This is a genomic window from Psychromonas sp. (assembly GCF_047632955.1).
GTDB lineage: Bacteria > Pseudomonadota > Gammaproteobacteria > Enterobacterales > Psychromonadaceae > Psychromonas.
In genome coordinates this window covers 54,598-77,053 of sequence record NZ_JBLIED010000006.1, presented here as the reverse complement: position 1 = coordinate 77,053, position 22,456 = coordinate 54,598, and the positions used below count along the sequence as shown (strand labels likewise).

At 40.1% G+C, this 22,456-nt stretch carries 17 protein-coding genes; 7 read left to right on the top strand and 10 right to left on the bottom strand.

All coding sequences use genetic code 11. From position 1 onward, the window contains the following. Nucleotides 1-192: 192 nt before the first annotated feature. From norR to ACJAZP_RS06365, 3 genes are all read left to right on the top strand, one after another. Complete coding sequence (gene norR, locus ACJAZP_RS06375; RefSeq protein WP_415229904.1) at nucleotides 193-1,746, top strand: nitric oxide reductase transcriptional regulator NorR; 1,554 nt, start codon at nucleotides 193-195, stop codon at nucleotides 1,744-1,746. Nucleotides 1,747-1,899: 153 nt separating this feature from the next. After that, nucleotides 1,900-2,913, top strand: a complete 1,014-nt coding sequence (ltaE, locus tag ACJAZP_RS06370; protein WP_415229903.1) for a low-specificity L-threonine aldolase — start codon at nucleotides 1,900-1,902, stop codon at nucleotides 2,911-2,913. A 108-nt stretch (nucleotides 2,914-3,021) separates the two neighbouring features. Beyond that, nucleotides 3,022-3,309 carry a nitrogen fixation protein NifW gene (locus ACJAZP_RS06365; protein WP_415229902.1) on the top strand — a complete coding sequence of 96 codons (288 nt, stop codon included), beginning with the start codon at nucleotides 3,022-3,024 and terminating at the stop codon, nucleotides 3,307-3,309. 11 nt (nucleotides 3,310-3,320) lie between these two features. On the opposite strand, the gene ACJAZP_RS06360 is transcribed toward ACJAZP_RS06365, so the two are convergent. Beyond that, nucleotides 3,321-3,779 carry a TlpA disulfide reductase family protein gene (locus tag ACJAZP_RS06360; protein WP_415229901.1) on the bottom strand — a complete coding sequence of 153 codons (459 nt, stop codon included), beginning with the start codon at nucleotides 3,777-3,779 and terminating at the stop codon, nucleotides 3,321-3,323. Nucleotides 3,780-4,079: 300 nt separating this feature from the next. Here ACJAZP_RS06360 and pyrC point away from each other — a divergent pair, with 300 nt between their 5' ends. Then, complete coding sequence (pyrC, locus tag ACJAZP_RS06355) at nucleotides 4,080-5,111, top strand: dihydroorotase (RefSeq protein WP_415229900.1); 1,032 nt, start codon at nucleotides 4,080-4,082, stop codon at nucleotides 5,109-5,111. A 115-nt stretch (nucleotides 5,112-5,226) separates the two neighbouring features. On the opposite strand, the gene ACJAZP_RS06350 is transcribed toward pyrC, so the two are convergent. Together ACJAZP_RS06350 and ACJAZP_RS06345 are read right to left on the bottom strand one after the other, a co-directional pair. Beyond that, nucleotides 5,227-5,817, bottom strand: coding sequence for a PhnA domain-containing protein (locus ACJAZP_RS06350; RefSeq protein ID WP_415229899.1), 591 nt, complete (start codon nucleotides 5,815-5,817; stop codon nucleotides 5,227-5,229). Nucleotides 5,818-5,927: 110 nt separating this feature from the next. Further along, nucleotides 5,928-6,980 carry a glycoside hydrolase family 18 protein gene (locus ACJAZP_RS06345; RefSeq protein ID WP_415229898.1) on the bottom strand — a complete coding sequence of 351 codons (1,053 nt, stop codon included), beginning with the start codon at nucleotides 6,978-6,980 and terminating at the stop codon, nucleotides 5,928-5,930. A gap of 110 nt (nucleotides 6,981-7,090) precedes the next feature. Between ACJAZP_RS06345 and ACJAZP_RS06340 the strand changes: the two genes are divergently transcribed. Further along, nucleotides 7,091-8,239 (top strand): methyltransferase, encoded by a 1,149-nt coding sequence (locus ACJAZP_RS06340; protein ID WP_415229897.1) that lies wholly within the window; start codon nucleotides 7,091-7,093, stop codon nucleotides 8,237-8,239. Nucleotides 8,240-8,382: 143 nt separating this feature from the next. On the opposite strand, the gene ACJAZP_RS06335 is transcribed toward ACJAZP_RS06340, so the two are convergent. From ACJAZP_RS06335 to ACJAZP_RS06310, 6 genes are all read right to left on the bottom strand, one after another. Further along, complete coding sequence (locus ACJAZP_RS06335; protein WP_415229896.1) at nucleotides 8,383-9,768, bottom strand: sodium-dependent transporter; 1,386 nt, start codon at nucleotides 9,766-9,768, stop codon at nucleotides 8,383-8,385. A 144-nt stretch (nucleotides 9,769-9,912) separates the two neighbouring features. Beyond that, the gene (locus ACJAZP_RS06330; RefSeq protein WP_415229895.1) at nucleotides 9,913-10,470 is read right to left on the bottom strand and encodes a cell division protein ZapC domain-containing protein; all 558 of its coding nucleotides are present in this window, start codon (nucleotides 10,468-10,470) and stop codon (nucleotides 9,913-9,915) included. 52 nt (nucleotides 10,471-10,522) lie between these two features. Beyond that, the gene (gene pyrD, locus ACJAZP_RS06325; protein ID WP_415229894.1) at nucleotides 10,523-11,533 is read right to left on the bottom strand and encodes a quinone-dependent dihydroorotate dehydrogenase; all 1,011 of its coding nucleotides are present in this window, start codon (nucleotides 11,531-11,533) and stop codon (nucleotides 10,523-10,525) included. A 92-nt stretch (nucleotides 11,534-11,625) separates the two neighbouring features. After that, nucleotides 11,626-12,414, bottom strand: coding sequence for a hypothetical protein (locus ACJAZP_RS06320; protein WP_415229893.1), 789 nt, complete (start codon nucleotides 12,412-12,414; stop codon nucleotides 11,626-11,628). A gap of 36 nt (nucleotides 12,415-12,450) precedes the next feature. After that, nucleotides 12,451-13,164: a tRNA (adenosine(37)-N6)-threonylcarbamoyltransferase complex dimerization subunit type 1 TsaB gene (gene tsaB, locus ACJAZP_RS06315; protein WP_415229892.1), complete on the bottom strand. Its 714-nt coding sequence runs from the start codon at nucleotides 13,162-13,164 to the stop codon at nucleotides 12,451-12,453. Between the two features lie 116 nt (nucleotides 13,165-13,280). Further along, the gene (locus ACJAZP_RS06310) at nucleotides 13,281-15,203 is read right to left on the bottom strand and encodes an ATP-dependent DNA helicase (RefSeq protein WP_415229891.1); all 1,923 of its coding nucleotides are present in this window, start codon (nucleotides 15,201-15,203) and stop codon (nucleotides 13,281-13,283) included. A gap of 1,025 nt (nucleotides 15,204-16,228) precedes the next feature. Here ACJAZP_RS06310 and ACJAZP_RS06305 point away from each other — a divergent pair. Next, nucleotides 16,229-16,627, top strand: a complete 399-nt coding sequence (locus tag ACJAZP_RS06305) for a nitrous oxide-stimulated promoter family protein (RefSeq protein ID WP_415229890.1) — start codon at nucleotides 16,229-16,231, stop codon at nucleotides 16,625-16,627. Nucleotides 16,628-17,296: 669 nt separating this feature from the next. After that, nucleotides 17,297-18,913 carry an aspartate:alanine exchanger family transporter gene (locus tag ACJAZP_RS06300; protein ID WP_415229889.1) on the top strand — a complete coding sequence of 539 codons (1,617 nt, stop codon included), beginning with the start codon at nucleotides 17,297-17,299 and terminating at the stop codon, nucleotides 18,911-18,913. A 434-nt stretch (nucleotides 18,914-19,347) separates the two neighbouring features. On the opposite strand, the gene ACJAZP_RS06295 is transcribed toward ACJAZP_RS06300, so the two are convergent. Next, on the bottom strand, nucleotides 19,348-22,125 hold the full coding sequence (locus ACJAZP_RS06295; protein WP_415229888.1) for an ATP-binding protein: 2,778 nt from the start codon (nucleotides 22,123-22,125) through the stop codon (nucleotides 19,348-19,350). Between the last annotated feature and the right edge of the window lie 331 nt (nucleotides 22,126-22,456).

Below are 22,456 nucleotides of genomic sequence, written 5' to 3'. Positions count from 1 at the left end.
TTAACATAAGTTGCTTTATATATAAGATATAGCATTTACCATGCCAAAAACGTAAGTGATTGTTATTAAAGTATTTATGTTTTACAAGACATTTATACTTGTCATATTGACAGTTATCAAGTAAAGTCAATTTAACAATACAATTGTCAAAAAGACACCGCCACAACCCCTTGCACTGGAAAAATTAATAAAATGAAAAATGCACATGATGAACTGACCCAACTGGCACTTGATCTCACCCTAGGCGTCTCCAGTGCGGATCGTTTTAGGCGCCTGTTGACCACTATTCGTAAATTATTTAATTGTGATGCGTCCGCGCTCTTAGTTTTCAAAGAACAGCAGTTCTCTCCTTTGGCCATGGATGGATTAGCCGAGGAGGTCCTCGGGCGGCGATTTAGTATTGAAGAACACCCGCGTTTAGAAGCAATCGCAAGAGCCGGTGATATTGTGCGCTTTCCTGCCGATAGTCAGTTAGCTGATCCCTATGACGGTTTGATCCCCAATCATGAAGGAGAATTACAGGTCCACTCCTGTATTGGTTTCCCCTTATTAGCCAATGACCGATTAATTGGCGCCTTAACCATTGATGCATTTGATCCCACTGCCTTTGATACATTCTCCGATGCTGAACTGCGTATTATTAATGCACTCGCGGCGGCCAGTCTGTATACCTCACTGTTAATACAAAAATTAGAAAATCAAATTGGTGTTATTCCGCAATCACAACTGCTAAGTAACCCGGACAAAAAAAACAGCATTGAAATGATCGGTAACTCAGCGGTCATGACCGAGCTGCAGGCGCAAATAAAAGCCGTTGCCAATACCGATCTCTCGGTGCTGATCACCGGAGAAACCGGCGTTGGTAAAGAATTAGTGGCAGCGTCGCTGCATGCGCAATCATTACGAAATGAACAAACGCTGGTTTATCTTAACTGCGCGGCTTTGCCTGAAAGCGTCGCCGAAAGTGAACTCTTTGGTCATGTAAAAGGGGCATTTACCGGCGCAATAAGTGATCGCCGGGGGAAATTTGAGCTCGCCGATAACGGCACGCTTTTTCTTGATGAAGTCGGTGAATTACCGTTGTCGTTACAGGCAAAATTATTACGTGTTCTGCAATACGGTGATTTACAACGAGTCGGCGATGATCGCAGCCTTAAGGTCAATACGCGTATTGTTGCTGCCACTAACCGCGCGCTGCATGAAGAAGTTAAAGCGGGTCGTTTTCGTGCCGATCTTTACCACCGGCTCAGCGTTTTTCCGATCCACGTTCCCCCTTTACGGGAGCGTGCTAAGGACGTGGTATTATTGGCGGGTTTTTTTGCCGAAAAATCTAAAAATAAACTGGGTATAAACAATATCAGTATCGCTCCCGAGGTGATCCATCTTTTTTTACACTACGCCTGGCCGGGTAATATTCGCGAATTGGAGCACGCCATCAACCGCGCCGCGGTGATTGCAAAATCACAATCCAAAAGTGGCTATATTGTTCTACTGGCTGAACATTTTATTATTAACGCACAGGTTGAAAATGACTCCGAACAAGATAGTGAAGATCATCAAAATAGTGCCGACCATCTACAAATAAATCTGCGTCAGGGATTGCGTGAAGCCACGGATGCACTACAGCTGAGCATGCTCAAACAAGCATATCAGGATAATAACCACAACTGGGCGGCAGCGGCAAGGCAGTTACAAATCGACACGGGGAATCTGCATCGTTTGGCTAAAAGACTGCAATTAAAGTAACCAGGGTTGCCACTTAATGGCATTCAAACAAACTAATTTTTTTCCTGCAATGCCGCTTGCAGTTGTTTATAACTCATTCATTTGCGCTATTATTCAGGCACAGGAAAATGGCTAAGAACCAAAACGAATAATAAAAAAGGAAATAAATAACTGATGATTGATTTTCGCTCGGATACAGTCACCCTACCATCGCCCGCTATGCTGCAGGCGATGATCAATGCCCCGCTCGGCGATGACGTTTATGGTGACGATTGCACCGTCAATGATTTAGAACAATGGGCCGCACAACGTCATGGTTTTGAAGCGGCCATATTCTGCAGCTCCGGTACTCAGGCAAACCTGTTGGCCTTGATGTCACACTGTGAACGTGGTGATGAATATCTTTGCGGACAGCAAGCACATAATTATAAATTTGAAGGCGGCGGCGCGGCGGTTTTAGGGTCGATTCAGCCACAGCCAATCGAAAATGAAAATGATGGTTCGCTGTCATTTGTAAAACTCAGCTCGGCCATCAAACCTGACGATCCGCATTTTGCCCGTACAACACTGTTAAGTCTTGAAAATACCATCAATGGCAAGGTACTTTCACTCGCTTATCTGCAGCAGGCACGCGCGTTTGTGAATCTTCATGCACTGCAGATGCACCTTGACGGCGCTCGAGTATACAACGCAGCCATTGCATTAGCGGTTGATATTAAAGAAATCAGTCAATATTTTGATTCCATGAGCATCTGTTTATCAAAAGGCTTAGGCGCTCCTATCGGATCCTTATTATTAGGTGACAAGAAATTGATCGCCAAAGCGCGTCGCTGGCGTAAAGTATTAGGTGGCGGAATGCGCCAGGTAGGTATTTTGGCGGCGGCCGGCAAGTATGCCTTAACCGAAAATGTAGCACGATTAGCGGAAGACCATGCGAATGCGCGTTATCTAGCCGAGCAGTTATCATTAATCGAAGGTTTTACGGTCAATCCCGAGTTGGTACAAACCAATATGGTTTTTGCCAAACTTGACCCGGCCATCGATCAGCAGAAATTACAGGCTACCTTAAAAGAGCAGGATATTTTATTCAGTACTGGCAACCCTGTGCGCTTAGTCGCCCACTTGGGTATTAACCGCATGGATATTGAACGTTTTTTAACGGTCTTAAAGCAGGCTTTGAAACTTTAACAAATGGCCGCTGATAAACGACAAGCAAACTATTAACAGGTGATCCTTGCCTGCTAAGGCACACTTTGCGGTGGTCAGCATCTCTTTTTATTGGGTGGGTTATTCTTTGTGAAACAAAATAAAACTGGAAATAGCCTGCAGCAAAAACTGCAGCAATTTTCTACTATTGAAGAAGCTTTAGTCTATTTTGAAATAGGATTTGATCGCAGCTTTATCGAACAGTACCGTGACCAGCTGTTTAAACGTTTTAATGGTAATTTAATTGTCAGCGGGGCCGATGACTGGTTTTCCGGCCGCCGGGCTTTAAAAAATGCCTACTGCAAAATTCAACGCGGACGTTTAGATAAAAAAACACGCTCAGCCTGCCGCGGTTGCACCAGTTGTGAGCGCCGTTAATCACATATGCCTTATTGAGCGGAACGACCCAACTGTTCTAATAATTTGACAATATTTGCTTCATAGCGGGAAACATCGTTTTGTTTAAAACCAAGATGCTTATCTGCCAGTTCACCTTTAGCAGAAAAAAGATAGGAGCTTGGCATGGCCGTTATTTTATATTTTTGCGCGAGCATCCCTTTAGGGTCAGAGTAGAGCAGGAAGGAAGCGGGAAAGGTTTCAATAAATTGATAAGCTTTGTTTATATCTTTATCGAGATTGACCGCAATAATAACCAGCCCTTTCTTCCGGTATTTATCCTGCATTTTATTTAACCACGGAAAAGATTCCCGGCAAGGACCGCACCATGATGCCCAAAAATCCAAGTAGACCACTTTATTCTGATACTCACTCATATCAAACTGAGTTAACCATTGTCGCTCTGACGCTTGGGCTGTATTGCCGGTTAATAGAATGATTAAAACTGTCATAATTTGCACCAGACGGCTCATAGTTTCTCTTTTGTTATTTTTAATAGTTGACCCCAGTATGGTACAGAATGTTTATTTTTACTTAATAGTGAGTACTTTATAAGCGATATTAATATGAGTGGGTCAATTATCTAAAATTTTTGAATGCTGCAATGCACAAATCTCAATGCCTGCTGCTGTTTTAACAGGCAGTGTTAAATGCGCAGTTAACTGCACAATTGCCGGTCAATGAAATTTAAAATTACCTTTAGTTCACAGCCTGATACTTGTAAAATAGTTAAAAATTAACGGAGATAATCAATGACAACAACAATCACAATAACCCGCCCCGATGATTGGCACGTGCACTTACGAGACGGTGATGTATTAAAAGATACCGTACGTGACATCAGTCGTTATATGGGTCGAGCGATTATCATGCCGAACCTTGCGCCGCCGGTAACCGATACCGCATTAGCACTTGCTTATCAGGCAAGAATTTTTGCGGCGCAGCCCAAGGCAGGCTTCAGTCCATTAATGACCCTCTATTTAACCGACAGCACCACAGCCGATGAGATAAAAAAAGCCAAAGCTACGGGGCAAATTTATGCCGCCAAGTTATATCCCGCGGGCGCCACCACCAATTCAGAATCAGGCGTCACCTCGGTTGAAAAAATCAAAGATGCGCTGCAGGCAATGCAGGAAGTCGGCATGCTGCTACTGATCCACGGCGAAGTTACCGCCAGTGAAATCGATATTTTTGACCGTGAGAAGGTTTTTTTAACGACCGTCCTTGCGCCGATAGTGGCAGCCTACCCGAACCTGAAAATTGTTCTCGAGCATATCACCACCGCCAATGCGGTAGACTTTGTGAATAATGCCGGCGACAATGTTGCAGCAACCATTACCGCTCACCATTTAATGTTCAACCGTAATGATATGCTCGCGGGAGGGATACGTCCGCACTTATATTGTTTGCCTATTTTAAAACGCAATATTCACCAGCAGGCATTAATAAAAGCGGCAACCAGTGGCGCTAAAAAATTCTTTTTGGGGACGGATTCAGCTCCACACGGCCTTCATCGTAAGGAAGCGGCTTGCGGTTGCGCGGGATCTTATACAGCTCATGCGGCGATTGAGTTATATGCAGAGGTATTTGAACAAGCAAACGCACTGGATAAGTTGGAAGCCTTTGCCAGTTTTAACGGCCCTGATTTTTATAATCTTGCGCGTAACAGCGATACTATTACCCTTAAAAAATCAGCTTGGGATGTGCCTGCGTCAATGAATTTTGGCCATGAACAGGTGGTGCCTATCAAGGCCGCAGAAAAGATGCTTTGGAAAGTACTTTAAATAAATTTCTATAGCAATACTTCTATAAGAACAGCAAGGCGAATAACTGTTTGTATTCGCCTTGCTGTTGTTGTTAGTGCTGCAGTATTTTACAAAAAAATTAATGGATTTGGTATTAAAGCCCGGCAGGCATTTTCTTGATAAACTGGGTTAACAGAACAATACGAACCCCATTTACGCGGCCTTCAATTTGCTCCGGATTATCCGTTAGTGAGATATTACGCACCGGCGTACCGCGTTTAGCGGTAAAGCTACTGCCTTTCACATCAAGGTCTTTAATTAAAGTGATATTATCACCTGCAACCAGAACGGTGCCGTTTGAATCACGTGTCGCTGCAACTTCTTCGATTTGATCTGCGGCAACATTATAATCGGCCCATGCCTTTGTTTCATCTTCCATGTACATCATTTCTAACAAGTCATGCGCCCAACCTTCGCTTTTAGCGAGTCTGGTTAAGAGTCGGAATGCCAGTACCTGCACAGCCGGTACCTGACTCCACATACTGTCATTAAGGCAACGCCAATGATTACTGTCCATCTCGGTATTTTTTTCAATTTGGGCTAAACAGGTATCACATACTAAAACTGATTTATCAGAGTTAGGCTCAGCCACCGGCGGTACCTCGAAAACAGACAAGTCGGCGGTGCTGGCACATAGTTCACAGGCTGCGTGGCTACGTTCTAAAAGAGCAGTTTTAATGGGCATACGGTTAATACCTTACAAATTAAGAGGAATAAAAGTGCCGCTCATTATACTCAAGCCGCTCTAAAATACCAGCCTTGGTATTTTAGCGCAGCTTATCGTCCGAAAAACAATCAGTCACAGGTACTGACGGTATTATAGTTAGCGGTTTCATTGATAACATCGAGTAATAAATAATCGGTATTCTCATAGGAGTCTTGCTCCAGCGACATCATCATCACACCACCGGCATTACTCAATGCATATTCAGTTTTCTCAATGACAGTGGGAATACCATTATAATTACGGTCATCATCCTCATCTTTGCAGGCATTGCTGGTAGATTCATCGACTATATCATTATAACTATCAACAGCATCCCCTGCGGAATAAAGTGGAATACCCAATACTAATTTATTTTGAATCAAGCACCGCCCAGTCCAGTAATCAATAGCATCTTCAGCATCTTCCATTGAGGAGTGCAGATCATCGCTATTATCTGTATCAAAAGCCCTGACATTAACGAAATCAACATAATCAAATACAGTATTGTCAATCACATCACCGATATCATCATCATCACCTACACCTGAAATAACCGAAATACTAAACTCATAACTGTCATCCCATAATGCATCGGAAAGGTCTTCCACAAGATCTTCAAAAAGTTCGCCTTCATCATCATCACCCGGTGTCTGCCAATTTAAATCAACACCATCCAGATCATAGTCCTCAACGAACTCAATAACGTTATCTACAAAAGTATTGGTCAGGGTTGAAGATGCCGCAATAGTATTAAAATTGCTGTCGCCTGCATCAGCTCCACCAATGGAAATAAAAACGTCGACTCCCTCGCTTTGGGCTGTTGCAATCATATCCTCAAAGTCGTCCTGTTCATCATCGTCAAAAGCCACCAAACTGCCATCGGCATTGACCTCTAAATAACCGTAAATAAGATAATCTAGCTGATCGTACTCCGGGTCATCCATGTATTCCATTTCATCGCCATCCCAATAAGCGACTTTTTTAAAGCTCACCGAGGTAGTATCGGTATCACAATCATCTTCACCGTCATAATCGATCATGAACCCAAAAATCCCTTCACAAGCGGATAAAGAGAAGACGGCCAGCAGGCAAATCAACACTATTCTAATTTGGCATTTCCAGTCATTTAGTTTTTCAAGCAAAATAGGTCTCTATTTATTTGGTTTCTAGTGAATAAAATTACTTACCTAAAGTGTCTAAGCAAGTTAAAATGGCCGATTGTAACTTAACTATTTCCATTAGGCAAAATGCTATGAATGAAACACTCAACATTGCGGACCAAAATTTGGTCCTGCATCGACACCCAAGAATAAAAAATGAAACATTACAAGCATGGGATTCTGCTGATGAATACCTGATCAATCACTTCACTGAAAATGAACTGCAAAATCAGCTCGGTGAAAATGAACAAATATTGCTTATTAATGACAACTTCGGCGCGCTAACTTGTTACCTTCAAGCGTTTCAACGCACGGCTGTATCAGACTCTTACCTGTCCATTAATTCAATCAAGCTGAATATGCAGCGTAATCGTTGCTCGGAAGAAAATGTTCTTTTACAGGACAGCCTTCAACCGTATCCTGAAAACGTCAAAATTGTATTGATTAAAATACCTAAAACACTTTCATACCTTGAAGACATTTTACAAAAATTACACGCTGTGATCACACCTGGAACTATCGTTGTTGCAGCCGGTAAAGTAAATCTGATTCATAACTCTACTCTAGATTTATTTGAAAAATATATCGGTACAACCAAAACCTCATTGGCGAAAAAGAAATCGCGTTTAATTTTCAGTTTACCTGAAACCAAAGAAGTACCTGAAAAAGAAATAGCAATCACCTGGGAAGTTGAAAAACGTGAGTGGAAAATTCATAACCATGCCAACGTATTTTCTCGCAATCACTTAGATATTGGCGGTCGTTTCCTAATGGACAACCTGCCTGAAGGTGATTTCGCTAAGATTGTAGACTTGGGTTGTGGTAACGGCATTATTGGTATGGCGGCAGCAGAGGCTTATCCAAAAGCACAAATCACTTTTATTGATGAGTCTTACATGGCGATTGATTCTGCACGTATTAACATGCATAAAAATTTGCCGGAAGAGCAAGCTGAAAATGCACGGTTTGTGGTTAATAATGGCTTAGTGGGTTTTAAACCCCGCACCTATGACCTGATTTTATGCAACCCTCCTTTTCATCAGCAGCAAACAATCACCGATCAGATTGCCTGGAGCATGTTTAATGATGCGCATTTCTGTTTAGTCGAGGACGGCGAATTAATGATCGTTGGCAATCGCCATCTTGATTATCAGGATAAACTAGAGCGTATTTTCGGCAACTGTGAACTGGTTAGCGAGAACAAAAAGTTTGTTCTTTTACGTGCCGTAAAAGTGGATTAGTTTGCAAATTAAAATAAAAAAGCAACTCAATGAGTTGCTTTTTTTTGAGTGTAAATAAAAAACCGTTTAGTTTTACCTAAACGGTTTTTTTATTGGCGCAGATTTAAACCACCGAAGATAACTTCAAATGGTCTGCGCAGAGATTACTTAAATAGACCTATCGCATTAGCAAATACAAGTAGAATACCTAGCGGAGCAACATAACGTAAGAGTATTAATACAAGCGAGAAAGCTTTATCAGACATATTAAACTCTTCTCTTAAAATCTCAGGCTTGATTATCCAACCGGCAAAGATTGAGATAAAGATGCCACCAAGCGGTAATAAAATATTAGCTGTAATGTAATCTAAAAATTCAAATATATCCCCGCCCATTCCAAAAGACAGTTTTGTCCATTCCGCACCGGCAAATGAGTAGATAGTACATAAGCTTAAAATCCATACCGTAACACCGGCAATGACAGCAGCTTTAGTACGGCTCATCTTTTGTCGTTCCGCAAGGTATGCAGTAGGCGATTCAAGCAGTGCAATAACCGATGTAAATGCAGCAAAAACGATCATGATAAAGAACAGGGTACCGACAAAATCACCAAAAGGCATTGAACCAAAGGCAAGAGGAATCGATTGGAACAGTAATCCGGGTCCGGCACTTGGCTCTAAACCATGGGCAAATACAATCGGATAAATAGCCAATCCTGCAATTAACGCAACCACAGTATCAGCGACAGCAATCGTAATAGAGGTTTTAACGATTGAAACACCTTTAGGTAAATAGGCGCCGTAAATCATCATAATACCCATTGCTAAACTAAGCGTGAAAAAGGCATGACCTAATGCCACTAATGCGCCTTCAATAGTAAGCTGAGAAAAATCAACATGGAACATAAAGCTAAAGGCAGCAGAAAAATCACCCACCACGGCAGAGTAAAGCATAATGCCGACTAATAGTACTAACAGAGACGGCATTAAATAGGTTATTGCCGTCTCTAAGCCGTTTTTAACCCCTTTAGAAATAACGTACACCGCAGCAGCAAGTGTTAACGTTGTCCAGATCAGAAGTTGCGACACGCTGGTGATCAAATCAGTAAATAAAGCCCCGATTACATCTGCATTGGTAGCCTGATTAACGGCAGCAGCACTGAATTCGCCAGAGCCTGCAAAAAACACGTAGGCAGCAGCCCAACCGGCAATAACAGCATAAAAGCTTAAGATTAAGAAACCCGCCAACACGCCAATGGTGCCGACAATAGACCAATGAGATGAATGACCCGACTCGGTGGAAACATGTGCTATTGCATTAGCAGGTGTTGAGCGACCGCGTTTACCAATAACGACCTCGGCCATCATCACCGGAATACCAATTAGAAATATGCATAAAAGGTAAACAAAAACGAATGCTCCACCTCCATTTTCGCCCATGATATAGGGAAATTTCCATATATTACCAAGTCCGACTGCAGCACCTGTTGCAGCTAGAACGTACGCGTATCGACTTGACCATCGATTGGAAACATGTGTATCAGTGTTCATTTAAATCCTTGAGATGTAATTAAAATAGAGTTATTTATAGCCAAAACGTATAAAAATGTCAATTAAGCAGCTAATTGCTTAATACTAGTAAGGCTCGAAGGCCACCCAAACCACAATAAAAATTAATTTATACCATTGAGAATACTAGCATAGTGCATTGTAGTCAGCTTTACTTGCAGATATTTTGTCATAAGTCACTTTAACAACCTGAAACTGGCTAAAAGTTCGGCTAACGGTCAGTCCATGGGATTTTTCAATCAGCATACATAAAATAAAATTAGCACCATTATCTAAAACTAAGTACTTTTTAGCTTCTTTCATGACCAATGATTTTAATATTACATGGTCACCTTTGTTAATTTCCTGTTGCTCACCGTCATTAGATTCAAATAACCAATTTTTGGGCATGATAGGTTTGTGAAACTGGTTAGCCACCAATATATGCAGAATAATGCGACATCTTAATTCCGGCTGATAGCCGGCTAATGCCGAGTCTTCAAAAAGATCAATATAATTAGCAACATCTTCCATAGTAAAAAAGACCGCTTGATCAAATTGTAATGTCAGCATAGCGGGTTTATAAACAATATCGATGCTGCTACGACCCATATTAAGTGTTAATGTCGCGCGATTATGATCAAACAGCCAATGCCAATTGGCCTGCGGTATAAAATCAATTAAGCCATGCTTTTTTTTACACAAAGTATCTTTCACCTAATATTACGGCTCTGCACAAACACAGCCGCCTCATCATTTAAATATTGTTGACAATATTTTTAACTAATTTAGGGCCATGGTAGATAAACCCGGAATAGAGCTGCACTAAACTTGCACCCGCCTGTATCTTCTCTTTAGCAGCAACCACGTTATCAATGCCACCCACGCCGATAATAGGGATTTGACCTTTTAACTGTGCGGCAAATTTTGCAATCACCGCGGTACTTTTATTTTGCAGAGGACGGCCACTTAAACCACCCGCCTCACCCGCATGCGACATTCCCTGAACCATATCACGGTCGAGGGTGGTATTGGTTGCAATTAAACCGTCAATTTTGTATTCAAGCAATGAAGCCGCGATAGAGACGATCTCCTGATCACTGAGATCCGGTGCTATTTTTAAAGCAATAGGCACGTATTTCTTATGCTTAACTTCAAGTTCAGACTGGCGCGTTTTCAGCGCAGCAAGCAGTTCATTGAGTGCATCACCGTACTGTAACGAACGTAATCCCGGCGTATTGGGTGAGGAGATATTAACGGCAATGTAACCGGCATAAGGATAAACTTTATCCATGCACAATAGGTAATCATCTTTACCCTGCTCCACCGGCGTAGAGAAATTTTTACCTATATTAATACCAATAACCCCTTTGAAATTACTTTCCTGAACATTCTTAATTAAATGGTCGACGCCTTCATTGTTAAACCCCATACGGTTTATAATGCCTTCCGATTCTAATACTCTAAATATTCGCGGAGATTCATTACCGGGCTGCGCCACCGGGGTGACCGTACCCACTTCAATATGTCCAAAACCCATTGCCGCAAAGGCATCAATACACTCGCCATTTTTATCTAAACCGGCAGCCAAACCAACTGAATTTGGAAAGGTTAAACCCATCACCTGCACCGGTCTGCTCTGCACTTTCTGACGATAGAAGAGATCTAAGATAGTTCCCTGAGTTAATTTTAATTGTTTAAATGAAACGTTGTGTGCCTTCTCAGGATTTAACATGAATAAAAAACTGCGCATAATTCGATAAAACATAATAAGACCTTTAATATAAAGTGGATAAAATAATTCTGTATTTATTGTACCTTGTATCTGTTAAACACAAACTAAAAAATCAAATAAATAAGCTAGTTAACGACAATATTTTGGTAACCGTGCACGCGTACTCGCCACCCTTCTAACCAGCGCAGCTCATCTTTTGGTGCATTTTTAACACGACGAGTTAATACTTCATCGGCCGATAAAGAAAATGCCCGCAGGGGATCATCATATTCAAGCGGCATGGTTAATAAAACCTGTTTTAATCCCCACCCCTCTCCCTGGTAAGATTCTTTGGACAAAAGTCCTTCCCCTTTGAAATTAATATAATCGAGCAGCGCAAAGATTCCCTCGGGCAAAGTGGTTAAACGGGCCAACTGGTAATTGATCACTTTCGTTTCGGTTTTATTACTGTCCGCGAGTATTAACGGGATCCCGGTTTCTAAACGTTTTATAATAAATTGCACTTGTAAATCAAGCTGTTTACTTAATAACAGCCGCAACTCGGTCAACGGTGCTTGGTCAAATTCCCGGTAAAACTGCTCGCGACTTTTCCACGGCGCCTGTTCACTGTGCGCAAGCCACTGCGGCAAAGCAACCTCATGGTGTTTAAAAAATTGTAATAATTCCGGGAACTGCTCTTTAAAGGGCCCCTTTTCAGTGCTCGGGTACCAGATAAAATGTCCCAGACCCAATGACGGGAAAGCTTCATTTTTATTCCAGGTGGTCAGATGCTGCAGTTTTTGCTGGCCTTCATTTTGCCATATCAGCCGTCCTAATTTATCTGCCTGTTGAGGCGTTAAATTAATAGAGTAAGACTGACTGATACAACTAAGACTGGTGAATAATAAAAAAACACCACACATTAAACGCCACATTAAACATTCCTTTTTATAACAGGCCAAAATAAAAGATTATTCTCGGCCGGGTAATTTTTTCCAGGTCACCTTGTCGCGCAAATAAACAGGGGTTGCCAGTTCCGGTAAAATATCTAATGAATTGTTGATACAATTAACCGCTTCGTCGAGCATAAATCTCGCGCTGGGGAACTCAATGTCGCTTTGTTCAGCCGCTTTAAAGTGCTCCGTTAATTCAGGATAAGCCGCCCAGCCGGAGCCTACCAACACAGCATCATCTGCAATCTCAGCCTGCTTGGTGATTAAATCAGCAGGTTTAATGACCACCTCTTCACCCACTAATACCATTAACTCATCGCTTAATCTGTAATGGGCAAAATAAACCTCGCCCATGCGCGCATCAATGGCAGCATAGACATCTTTAGCGCCGTTCGTTTTAAAAGCTTGTTGCGCCATTGCCTGCAAGGTGGAAACGCCAACCATGTTTTTTTCACTGCCAAAGGCCAGGCCCTGTGCAATGCTGATACCTATTCTAACGCCGGTAAAACTACCCGGTCCACGCCCGTAAGCAATAATATCCATAGCAGATAAGCTCAAACCCGCGGCTTCTAATACTTGCTCGACCGTGGGCAGAATTTTTGTCGTATGCTCACGGGGCGCCAACATAAATTTATCATTGATAACTTGTCCCGTTGCCGTTTGGCAAAGCACTGCCACTGAGCACGCTTCGGTTGAAGTATCTACACATAACACATTTAACTTTTTGAACATATTTAGCCTATCTATTCGGTGGGTCTTCCCAGTCGGGAGAATATGGAAATTTGGTTTATCTAAAATGCCTACTTCTGTGCAGGCATTATATTCTTAACATGGTTGATTATTAATTATTAATCAATCGCTTTTAAAAAATCAATCGCATTATCTAAGGAGCGGGTACGCGGCATGCAAGGTAAACTATTGAGAAACAGATTACCATATTTACGGGTCACCAAACGTGTATCGCAAACAATCAATACCCCTTTATCATTTTCCGCCCGTATCAAGCGCCCGACGCCCTGTTTAAAGGTAATCACGGCTTGCGGTAATTGTACTTCGGCAAAGGGATCTTTACCCTTTAATTGCGCATCTTCCATACGTGCTTTTAATAAAGGCTCCTCGGGAGAGCTAAAGGGAATTTTGTCGATAATAACGCAGGATAGAACTTGTCCGCGCACGTCCACCCCTTCCCAAAAACTGCTGGTTGCCACTAGCAATGCATTGCCGTGGTTAATAAACTCATCAAGCAGTGCCTGTTTGCTTTTTTCCCCCTGCAGTAAAACCGGAAAGGTCAATACTTGGCGAAATCCCGCCGCCAGCTGATTCATCATGGCATGACTGGTACATAAAAAGAAACACCGTCCTTTACTGGCTCGAATCACCGGCGCGAGTTCGTTGACCAGCTTATCGGCCAATCCCGGCGTGCCGGGCTCAGGTATTAACCTGGGAACAACAAATAGCGTTTGCTTGGCATAATCAAAGGGACTGGCCAACTGCAGACAGCGACTGTCCTGCAAACCGAGCAACTTGGTGAAATGCTCAAACTGCCCCTGCACCGATAAGGTTGCCGAGGTAAAAATCCAACTGGCCTGTTTTTTCTTACATTCAGCCTGAAAACGCTCGGCCACACTTAATGGCGTAATATTTAATGAAAAGTGCTGTTTGGTACACTCGAACCAGTAACTGAATCCCGTTTCATTAACACTGTTGAGTTTTTTAAATAACAGCGTGAATTGGGTTAAACGATCAAAACAATGGTCTAATACCTCACTTTTACCCAATCGCTCCAGCACCACTTCCGTTAAAAAATCCATGACCTGCAGGATACGATCAACATGTAACCGCATCACCCGCTCTTTAGACTTATCACGCCAGCTTCCGGTGCCTTTATCAATGGCAAATGCCATGCGGAAATCTAACACGCTTAAACGTAATTGATCCGCCGCCTTAGACATCTGTTTCGCTTCGCGAAGCTCAGTGCGAAACACAAAGTCTATCTCCTTAGCAAGTTCCATTAACTGCCGGCTGGACAGGGATTCGCCAAAATAGAGGCTGGCAATATCTGGCAGTTGGTGGGCTTCATCAAAAATATAAACCCCGGCCTCGGGGATAAGTTCTCCAAATCCGGTTTCTTTAACCGCCAAGTCTGCAAAAAACAGATGGTGATTGATCACCACCAGATCGGACTGCATGGCTTTTTGGCGCGCTTTGACAATAAAACAATCATCAAAACTGGGACAATCACGGCCTAAACAGTTGTCATTGTTACTGGTAATAGAGGGGATAATCTGCGCATCTTCAGCGAGATCTTTGATTTCAGCAAGGTCGCCGGTTTTACTGGTAACGGACCAATTTTTTATTTTTATCAGCTCTATTTGTAATGCTTTTTCCCGGTGTTTAGTTTCCAACATATAACGCGCCAGACGTTCATTACAAAGGTAGTTGCTGCGGCCTTTTAACAGGGTCACGGTCCCGGTGAAATTAGTTGCTGCCATTAAGAGGGGTAAATCTTTTAAAAACAGCTGTTCCTGCAGCGCTTTACTGCCCGTTGAAATAATGATTTTTTCATCGGAGGCTTTATCAAAGGTTAATAAAGCCGGCGCTAAATAGGCAAAGGTTTTACCCGTTCCCGTTTCGGCTTCGACCACTAAATTTTGTTTGTTGGTGATAGCCTTTGACACGGCGTCAGCCATTTCAATCTGTGCATCCCGGGAGATAAAAAAAGGCAGTTGTTTACTTAATGCACCTGAGGCTGAAAAAAAAGATGAGATCAAAGTTAGGACTCTAAAATAAAAATGGCAGATGTTCTGTATTCTACGTGAATTGAAAGTATGATTATAGGCTAATCAATAAACTGTGATTTAATATATGAGCGAGCAAAGCGCTAGCAGCAAAACGTTTGGTTTCTCATGCTAGTTCCCATGCTCCGCGTGATAATGGAAATACCGTACTGGTTATTCGTAAGCCTTCGCTTGTGAGCTTTTGTTACTCGTTCCCACGCTCCACGTGGTAATGGAAATACCATACTGGTTATTCGTAAGCCTTCGCTTGTGAGCTTTTGGTTTAACTTTCATTGTTGGTATTCCACCTTTGACGGCGTGTAGACGATAAGAAACCGAAACGCAGTTTCGCAGTTCGAGGTATGAACAGCCAAAGAAAAGGAAGCAAAAGGCAATACGCGATCCCATTCACAATGGGTGACCCCATGACCTTTCAGCCCCACTCTTAATTTATTTTATGGCTCTAACTTTTTAAGAAGTACATCGTAGTACCATGAAAATGCACCAGACAAAACAGCAACAATAAACGTTATGATTAGATTAGCAGTCTGATTTGATGTGTCATTAAACAGAGAGAAAATTAAAACAAAAATCATTAATGCAGATAAGATTTTTGAGGAAGTCACAATAAGCCATCTAAAAGTGCTCATTATGTGGAAAATTATAGTTTTCATAAAGTACTCATATTAAATAACACTACCGTTATCATTACATTTAACACCCGCTTAAACGGACAAAAATTGGTGGTTAAATTTTTTAATCAACGAAATATAACCAACTATTTTTGTTCCGTTCAAATACTTTTTTATGCCATTTGACCATCAAGTATTATCGATTGAAGGTGTTTTTCTGCCGGAATTCTAAAATGCTCATACTGAAGGTTTTCCTCTTAATGCCCCCGAGGCTGAAAAAAGATGAGATCAAAGTTAGGACTCTCAAATAAAAATGGCAGATGTTCTGTATTCTACGTGAATTAAAAGTATGATCACAAGCTAATCAATAAACTGTGATTGAAGATCATGAGCGAACATTACTTACCGAAAAAACTAGGGCTGGAATTTAAGACCATCAAAGCGATGGTGACTATTTACTGTCAAAAGCATCACGGCGCTGCAGTTACGATTTCAGGGCAAAAAACAGTGTGCGCGTCCTGTACTGAATTTCTTTTATACGCCAATGAAAAATTAGACCGCTGTCCCTACGGCCAACACAAACCAACCTGTAATAAATGCCCCATTCACTGTTATAAAAAAGCGCAGCGTGAACAGGCCAGAATCATTATGCGTTATGCCGGCCCGCGGATGTTGTTTAAACATCCGATTTTAGCGGTAAAACATATGATGGCCCAGAGGCATCCAGTGCCGGAAAGTATTCCGAATAAGGCATCGAATCGGCATGTTCGTAATGTACACAAATAAACTTCACTTGCAAAGTTTCTCTTCGCTTTCATTGTTCGGCAGCCATTATTTAATAAAGTTTTGTTCAAAAAAATATAGACAAACCGGACTTTGTGGTCTTTAGGCGTTCGCTCGAAAGCGTTTGGTTTTGATTCTTCGCGGGAGTTCCGCCCTTGACGGCGTGTAGACGACGAGAAACCGAAACGCAGTTTCGCAGTTCGAGGGAGTCATGCTCTCTCAACAGCAAAAGAAAACAGGTCACGCAGAGCTTAGCCCGCTCATCAGACTGAACTAACGTTCAATTCGCGCCATGTTTCACTTGCTAAAGGAATTGATTGAGCAAGAAAAACGGTCGGAAACTTCCTAGCCGCATTAGTTGGGATTTTTAAGGCATTGTATTAGTTGAAAACTAAAAACAGGTGATATTTCTTTGCCTACAGTCAAAATAAAAGACCTGCCTCTCATGACATTGGTTTACTTTTTATTAAATTGAATTAATTAATTAAAAGTAGTTGTGCCTTCTCTACCGAAAAAGGTATAACTACTATGATTTTTAAGATTAAATAACGTTTTTATTGATGGTCAAAATTAAACACTTGACCCCACTGCTGCTGTTAATCGTATAATGCAATTATGCAAACGTATATCTTTACGTGCTTAACTTCTATTTTTAAAAAACAGGTATTATTTATGACGCTTATTACAGAATTAGTCACCAAAGACTACTTCGTATTATTTCTAGTTATTGGTCTTGGAACCGCACTTGGTAATGTGCGCGTAAAAGGGATTAGTTTTGACACCTCAGCGGTTATATTTGTCGCTATATTTTTCGGGTATCTATACAACTTATACGGCGTAAACTTTAATATTCCTCCGATCATACAAAGTGTTGGATTGGTATTGTTTATTTACACTATAGGAATGCAGGCCGGGCCTTCGTTTTTTAGTTCATTTAAAGAACAGGGTACAACACTTCTGGTGCTCGCCGGAACGACTGTTTTGACCGGTGGAATAACAGCAGTAGCTATTGCTTATATTTATGATGTAGATATGAATATGATGAGTGGTTTATTAACCGGTGCATTAACATCAACACCTGGTTTGGCGGCATCTATTGAAGCTTCTAACTCACCATTAGCCTCTATAGGTTATGGTATTGCTTATCCATTTGGGGTTTTGGGGGTGATTTTATTTGTCAAAATAGGACCTGCTTTATTTAGAGTCGACATAAAAAATGAAGAGGAAGATTTTGCGAAAATATCACGTTCAAACACGCCGCCAGTGATAAATAAAAATTTGATTATTTCTAATGAAAATGTGAACGGGAAAACGCTTGAAGAGTTGAAAATACGTTTTATGACCAAGGCTAATATTTCACGCATTATGAAACCTAATCAACTTCCTATTTCACCAACAAGTAGTACGGTATTAGAAACAGGAGACATAATAAAAGCAGTAGGTACGGTAAATGCGTTAGCTAGAATAGAGATTTTATTAGGTAAGGTTACGGATATAGAAATTCCAAGTAGCGGATTGTATGACATCAAATGGTACGTGGTAAGTAACGATAGTATTGTAAACAAAACAATTCAAGAGCTTAATCTTTTAGAAAATTACTCTGCGACTATCACTCGAATAAGAAGAGCAAGTATCGATTTGGCACCGCATCCCACTACTCGAATGAAATACGGTGATAAAATTTTAATATCGTCTTCTAAAGGTAATGTGCCTGCTGTTACACAACTTTTTGGCGATAGTTTAAAACGTGTTGAACAAACTAGTTTTTTACCTGTTGCATTTGGTATTGTTGTTGGCGTTTTAGTTGGGTCTATTGCTATGCCATTAGGAAGTATAGAGCTTAAGTTAGGATTGACGGGTGGTGTGCTTCTGACCTCTATATTTTTAAGTTGGAAAGGGAAATTTGGTGGAGTCATCTGGAACTTGCCAACTGCTGCAAATAAAATATTACGTCAGTTTGGACTTTTAATGTTTTTAACACCAGTAGGCTTGAATGCAGGACAGAGCTTAATTCCTGCTATTCAGGAGCACGGTGCTGTTTTATTTCTTTATGGAGCAGTTATAACATTAGTTCCAATGATTGTTACGGTTCTTGTTGGGCGCTTTCTGCTGAAAATTAATTTTTTATCCATTTTAGGTGCGTTGACAGGTGGAATGACATCAACACCAGGATTAAGTGCTGCAGATTCGATGACCGAATCTGAAGCGCCACAAATTGCTTATGCCGCGGTTTATCCTTTTTCGTTGGTTTTAATCATCATTGTCGCAGAAATAATGGCAATTTTATAATTGATGATTGTTGGGAGTTGCACCTTTGACGGCGTGTAGATGGGGAGAAACCTTAATGTGGTTTGTAGGCTGTCGCTTGGAGGCTATTGGTTATACTTTCATTTTTGGTATTCCGCCCTTGACGGCGTGTAGACGATGAGAAACTAAAACGCAGTTTCGCAGTTCGAGGGAGTCATGCTCTCTCAACAGCAAGAGAAATAAAGAGAGTTTTGTTCTTACTAAATAAATCCCTTTTTAACGCACCAGTCCGGACAGCACATCCCTGTGCAGAGCCGAATTTAGTAGAAACAAAGGGCACGCGCTCATGAGCCTGAACTGACGTTTAATTCGCTCCATGTTCCACTTGCTAAAGGAATTGATTGAGCAAGAAAAACGTACGGAAATTTCCTAGCCGCATTGGTTTAGTTTAATAAAAAATTGGCATTCTTCAATTGTTACTCAAAGCTATTATCCCATAATGTTGCAAATTCAGTAGGTTCGGCTGATTGTGCTTTGTATATTGCAAACATAAAATATTTACTATTATCTAAATCTACAATTTTTCCCCCTTGCCTTGGGATATTGTCAATATTATTAGGGTGAGTCAAAACACTCCAATAATCATTAATTTTTCTTATTTGGAGTAATGCAGATGGGATTGCATTCTTAAACGATGGAGATAATTTATCAAGATCGAAATTCTTCACAAATAGCCAACTATCAAGGTATTGCCCTGTTTGGGTGTAAGAGCTATATTCACTCCAATAATTTTCATAAGTCTTATTTAAAATATAGTTATAAATAGTATGCTCAATTATTGAAGCTTGTTTATCTACATTAAGAACACACGAGTACGCCATATCATCAAATAATTTAATAAAATTTTGTTCATAAATAACCCCTCGTTTTTGAGATGTTGATATAAAATCAACGAAGGTATAATTAGTTTTTTCAAATAATTCCTTACAAGTAAATGGTATTACTTTTTCAGGTAAAAAAACTAAAGGCAATAACTGTGTGTTGTAATTATTGATAGGGTACTTTTGGATTACATTTTTTATAAAATCTTGATTAAACTTATAGTTAACTAGAATTACTTTAACCTCTTCAATAAATATATTTTTGACACTTTTATTCAATTTTTCTATTTCAAAAAATTTATCTGTAACAAGTGCATCCCTTGTCAGGTTTAATGGAAAGACACCTTGATTATCAAAAACACAAATTTCTAGATCGTTAATTTGTATCGTGGATATACCATAAGATATTTTTATCATGGGAGTTTTCATATTTTGAATCATGATGCCATTACAGTATAAGTATGGGGTTGGAGCACTCCTTTTCCAAAGCACCCCTTCTAATATAGAGTCATTCACCCTTTGCCAATTTTCAAACAAATCTCTTTTAGCTAGATTGTGATATGCATGTTTTTCAGTGGTTATATTTTCTTTAAGTACATTAACTATGATTTCTGGTGAATCTAAATAATACCACCAAGAGGTATTAGGTTTTTTATCTTCATAGTATAAATGCTCAATATAGGGCTTACCTGCTAATCCATTCTCAATATCAGTTAAACTTTCTTTATTGGTATGAATGATTATTGTCGTACCTATGTCCTGTTTATCGGAAAAAATCAATTCTATTTCATTAGAATCTAATTTATATGAAAAAGAAATTGCCCTAACATCACTATCGTTATGGTATTTTGTATGTACTTCTATTTTATGACCAATAAGAAAACCAGCTAACATCCCGATACCAAACTTGCCTGTTCGTGGTACTAGTGCATGGCCTTCTGGCATAAAATTAGATTTCCAATTTTCAGATGTTCTATAAGATGATCCGATTTTTAAAAAATAATTTTTTATCACATCAACATCCATTCCAACCCCTTGATCTTTTATCATCAAAGTATTGTTATCGAAGTTTAATTCAACATGGATTTGAAATGGTACAGTTTTATCATTCGCTGGGCAGCCTTGTTCTATACAAAAACGCTCATTACAGGCATCTAAAGCATTCTGTAACAGTTCACGCAGTCCTATTTTAGGGTGATTACCGTAAAGTGGTTTTATAAGCAGCGGAAATAATTTTTGATCATCTGTTTTAATGGATAAAATTTCTGGGTGGTATGATTTATAGTTTTTCTCAACATACTGACTTGCATTATCAATATTTGATTTTACTCTTCTGAAAACTATTGCTAATTTTTGGACTTGGGGGTATCGACTGTATACTTCTCCATTAACAGCCCAAAATTCGTCTAATTCTTTTTGCAAGCCAGTTAAAAGGTATTTTATTCCAACTAAAGTTTTTGCATCCTCAGGGAAAGCCTCAACAAACAATAACTCGTCATCGGGATGAGAGGTATTAGTTGAAATTATTGCTAAATGTTTTTTCCACTCATTAATAGAAATTGGGCTACAGAAACCCATTGTATTAAATAAAATCTTCGGTGTTCTGTCCGATTTAAATTGTAAATAATCAGAAATTCTCAAAACTCCCATCAGATAAGTTGGATGAGTATTTCTAAACTCGCGCTTTCTATCATCAAGCAGATCAACTACAGTTCGTAAGCTGTGATTATGGCTTCGAGCGACGAGCCCTGATAATTCATTTAAATACTTAAATTCTTTGTTGAACAATTCATATGGACCACCTCTGGTAGGCATTCCATGTGTTGCAATAATTTGAGCAATACATGCATGATATTGCCTTACAAAATCACCAATAAGAACTTTTTGATCATCATTCATTGAACTACAGCCTTTTTCAGGTAGCTCAATATTTTTATCTTCACCAAAAAATTTAGTAAAATCTGATTCATCAAATTTTGTTACATCGGAGGAAAATTTTTCCCACCTTTTTGACCATTCATCTTCTCTAGAAAATCCTAATAAAACACCATTATAAATATCACTAGAAATAAGATCCCATAATCCCGACTTTGTTATATGCATAGCGCAATCGTGTAATAGTATCGAAGATGTAAGTACGTATATATCCTCAGGAGTTAATATATTCCATGATTCATCTGTAATGATTTCTTCAGTAGTGTTCAAAACTGATTGGATATGTTCAATACCATGATCCGTATATTCGGGGAAAAACTCGGTGTTATTTGCCCCTAACCATCCAGAAAATCTATCTATAACCGTAAATAATGCGCCATACAAGGAACTGTTTTTTTCAATGATATTATTAAATTTGATAGGTAAACTGAGTTTCATAATTACCACTTTTAGGTAGGGTGAAATTTTTAAATTAAAAAATAGCATCCGCGGTCTCTGGTTTCTACTTTTTAAAAGAAATGAATTTGAGTATATTTATACAATAACAAACATGGCATTACATACATATTTATAAAAAAAATAAAAAAACTTAATCAGGTTTAATTGTATGAAAATGTAAAATAACACTGAATAAACAAGTGATGACAGCCAAAGCTTTTTATTTCTAAAGCACCAAACCAATGCGGCTAGGCAATTTCCGTACGTTTTTCTTGCGATGAACAAACACTTTAGCAAGAGAAAACATGGAAGTTTTCTCTAATCTCAGCCA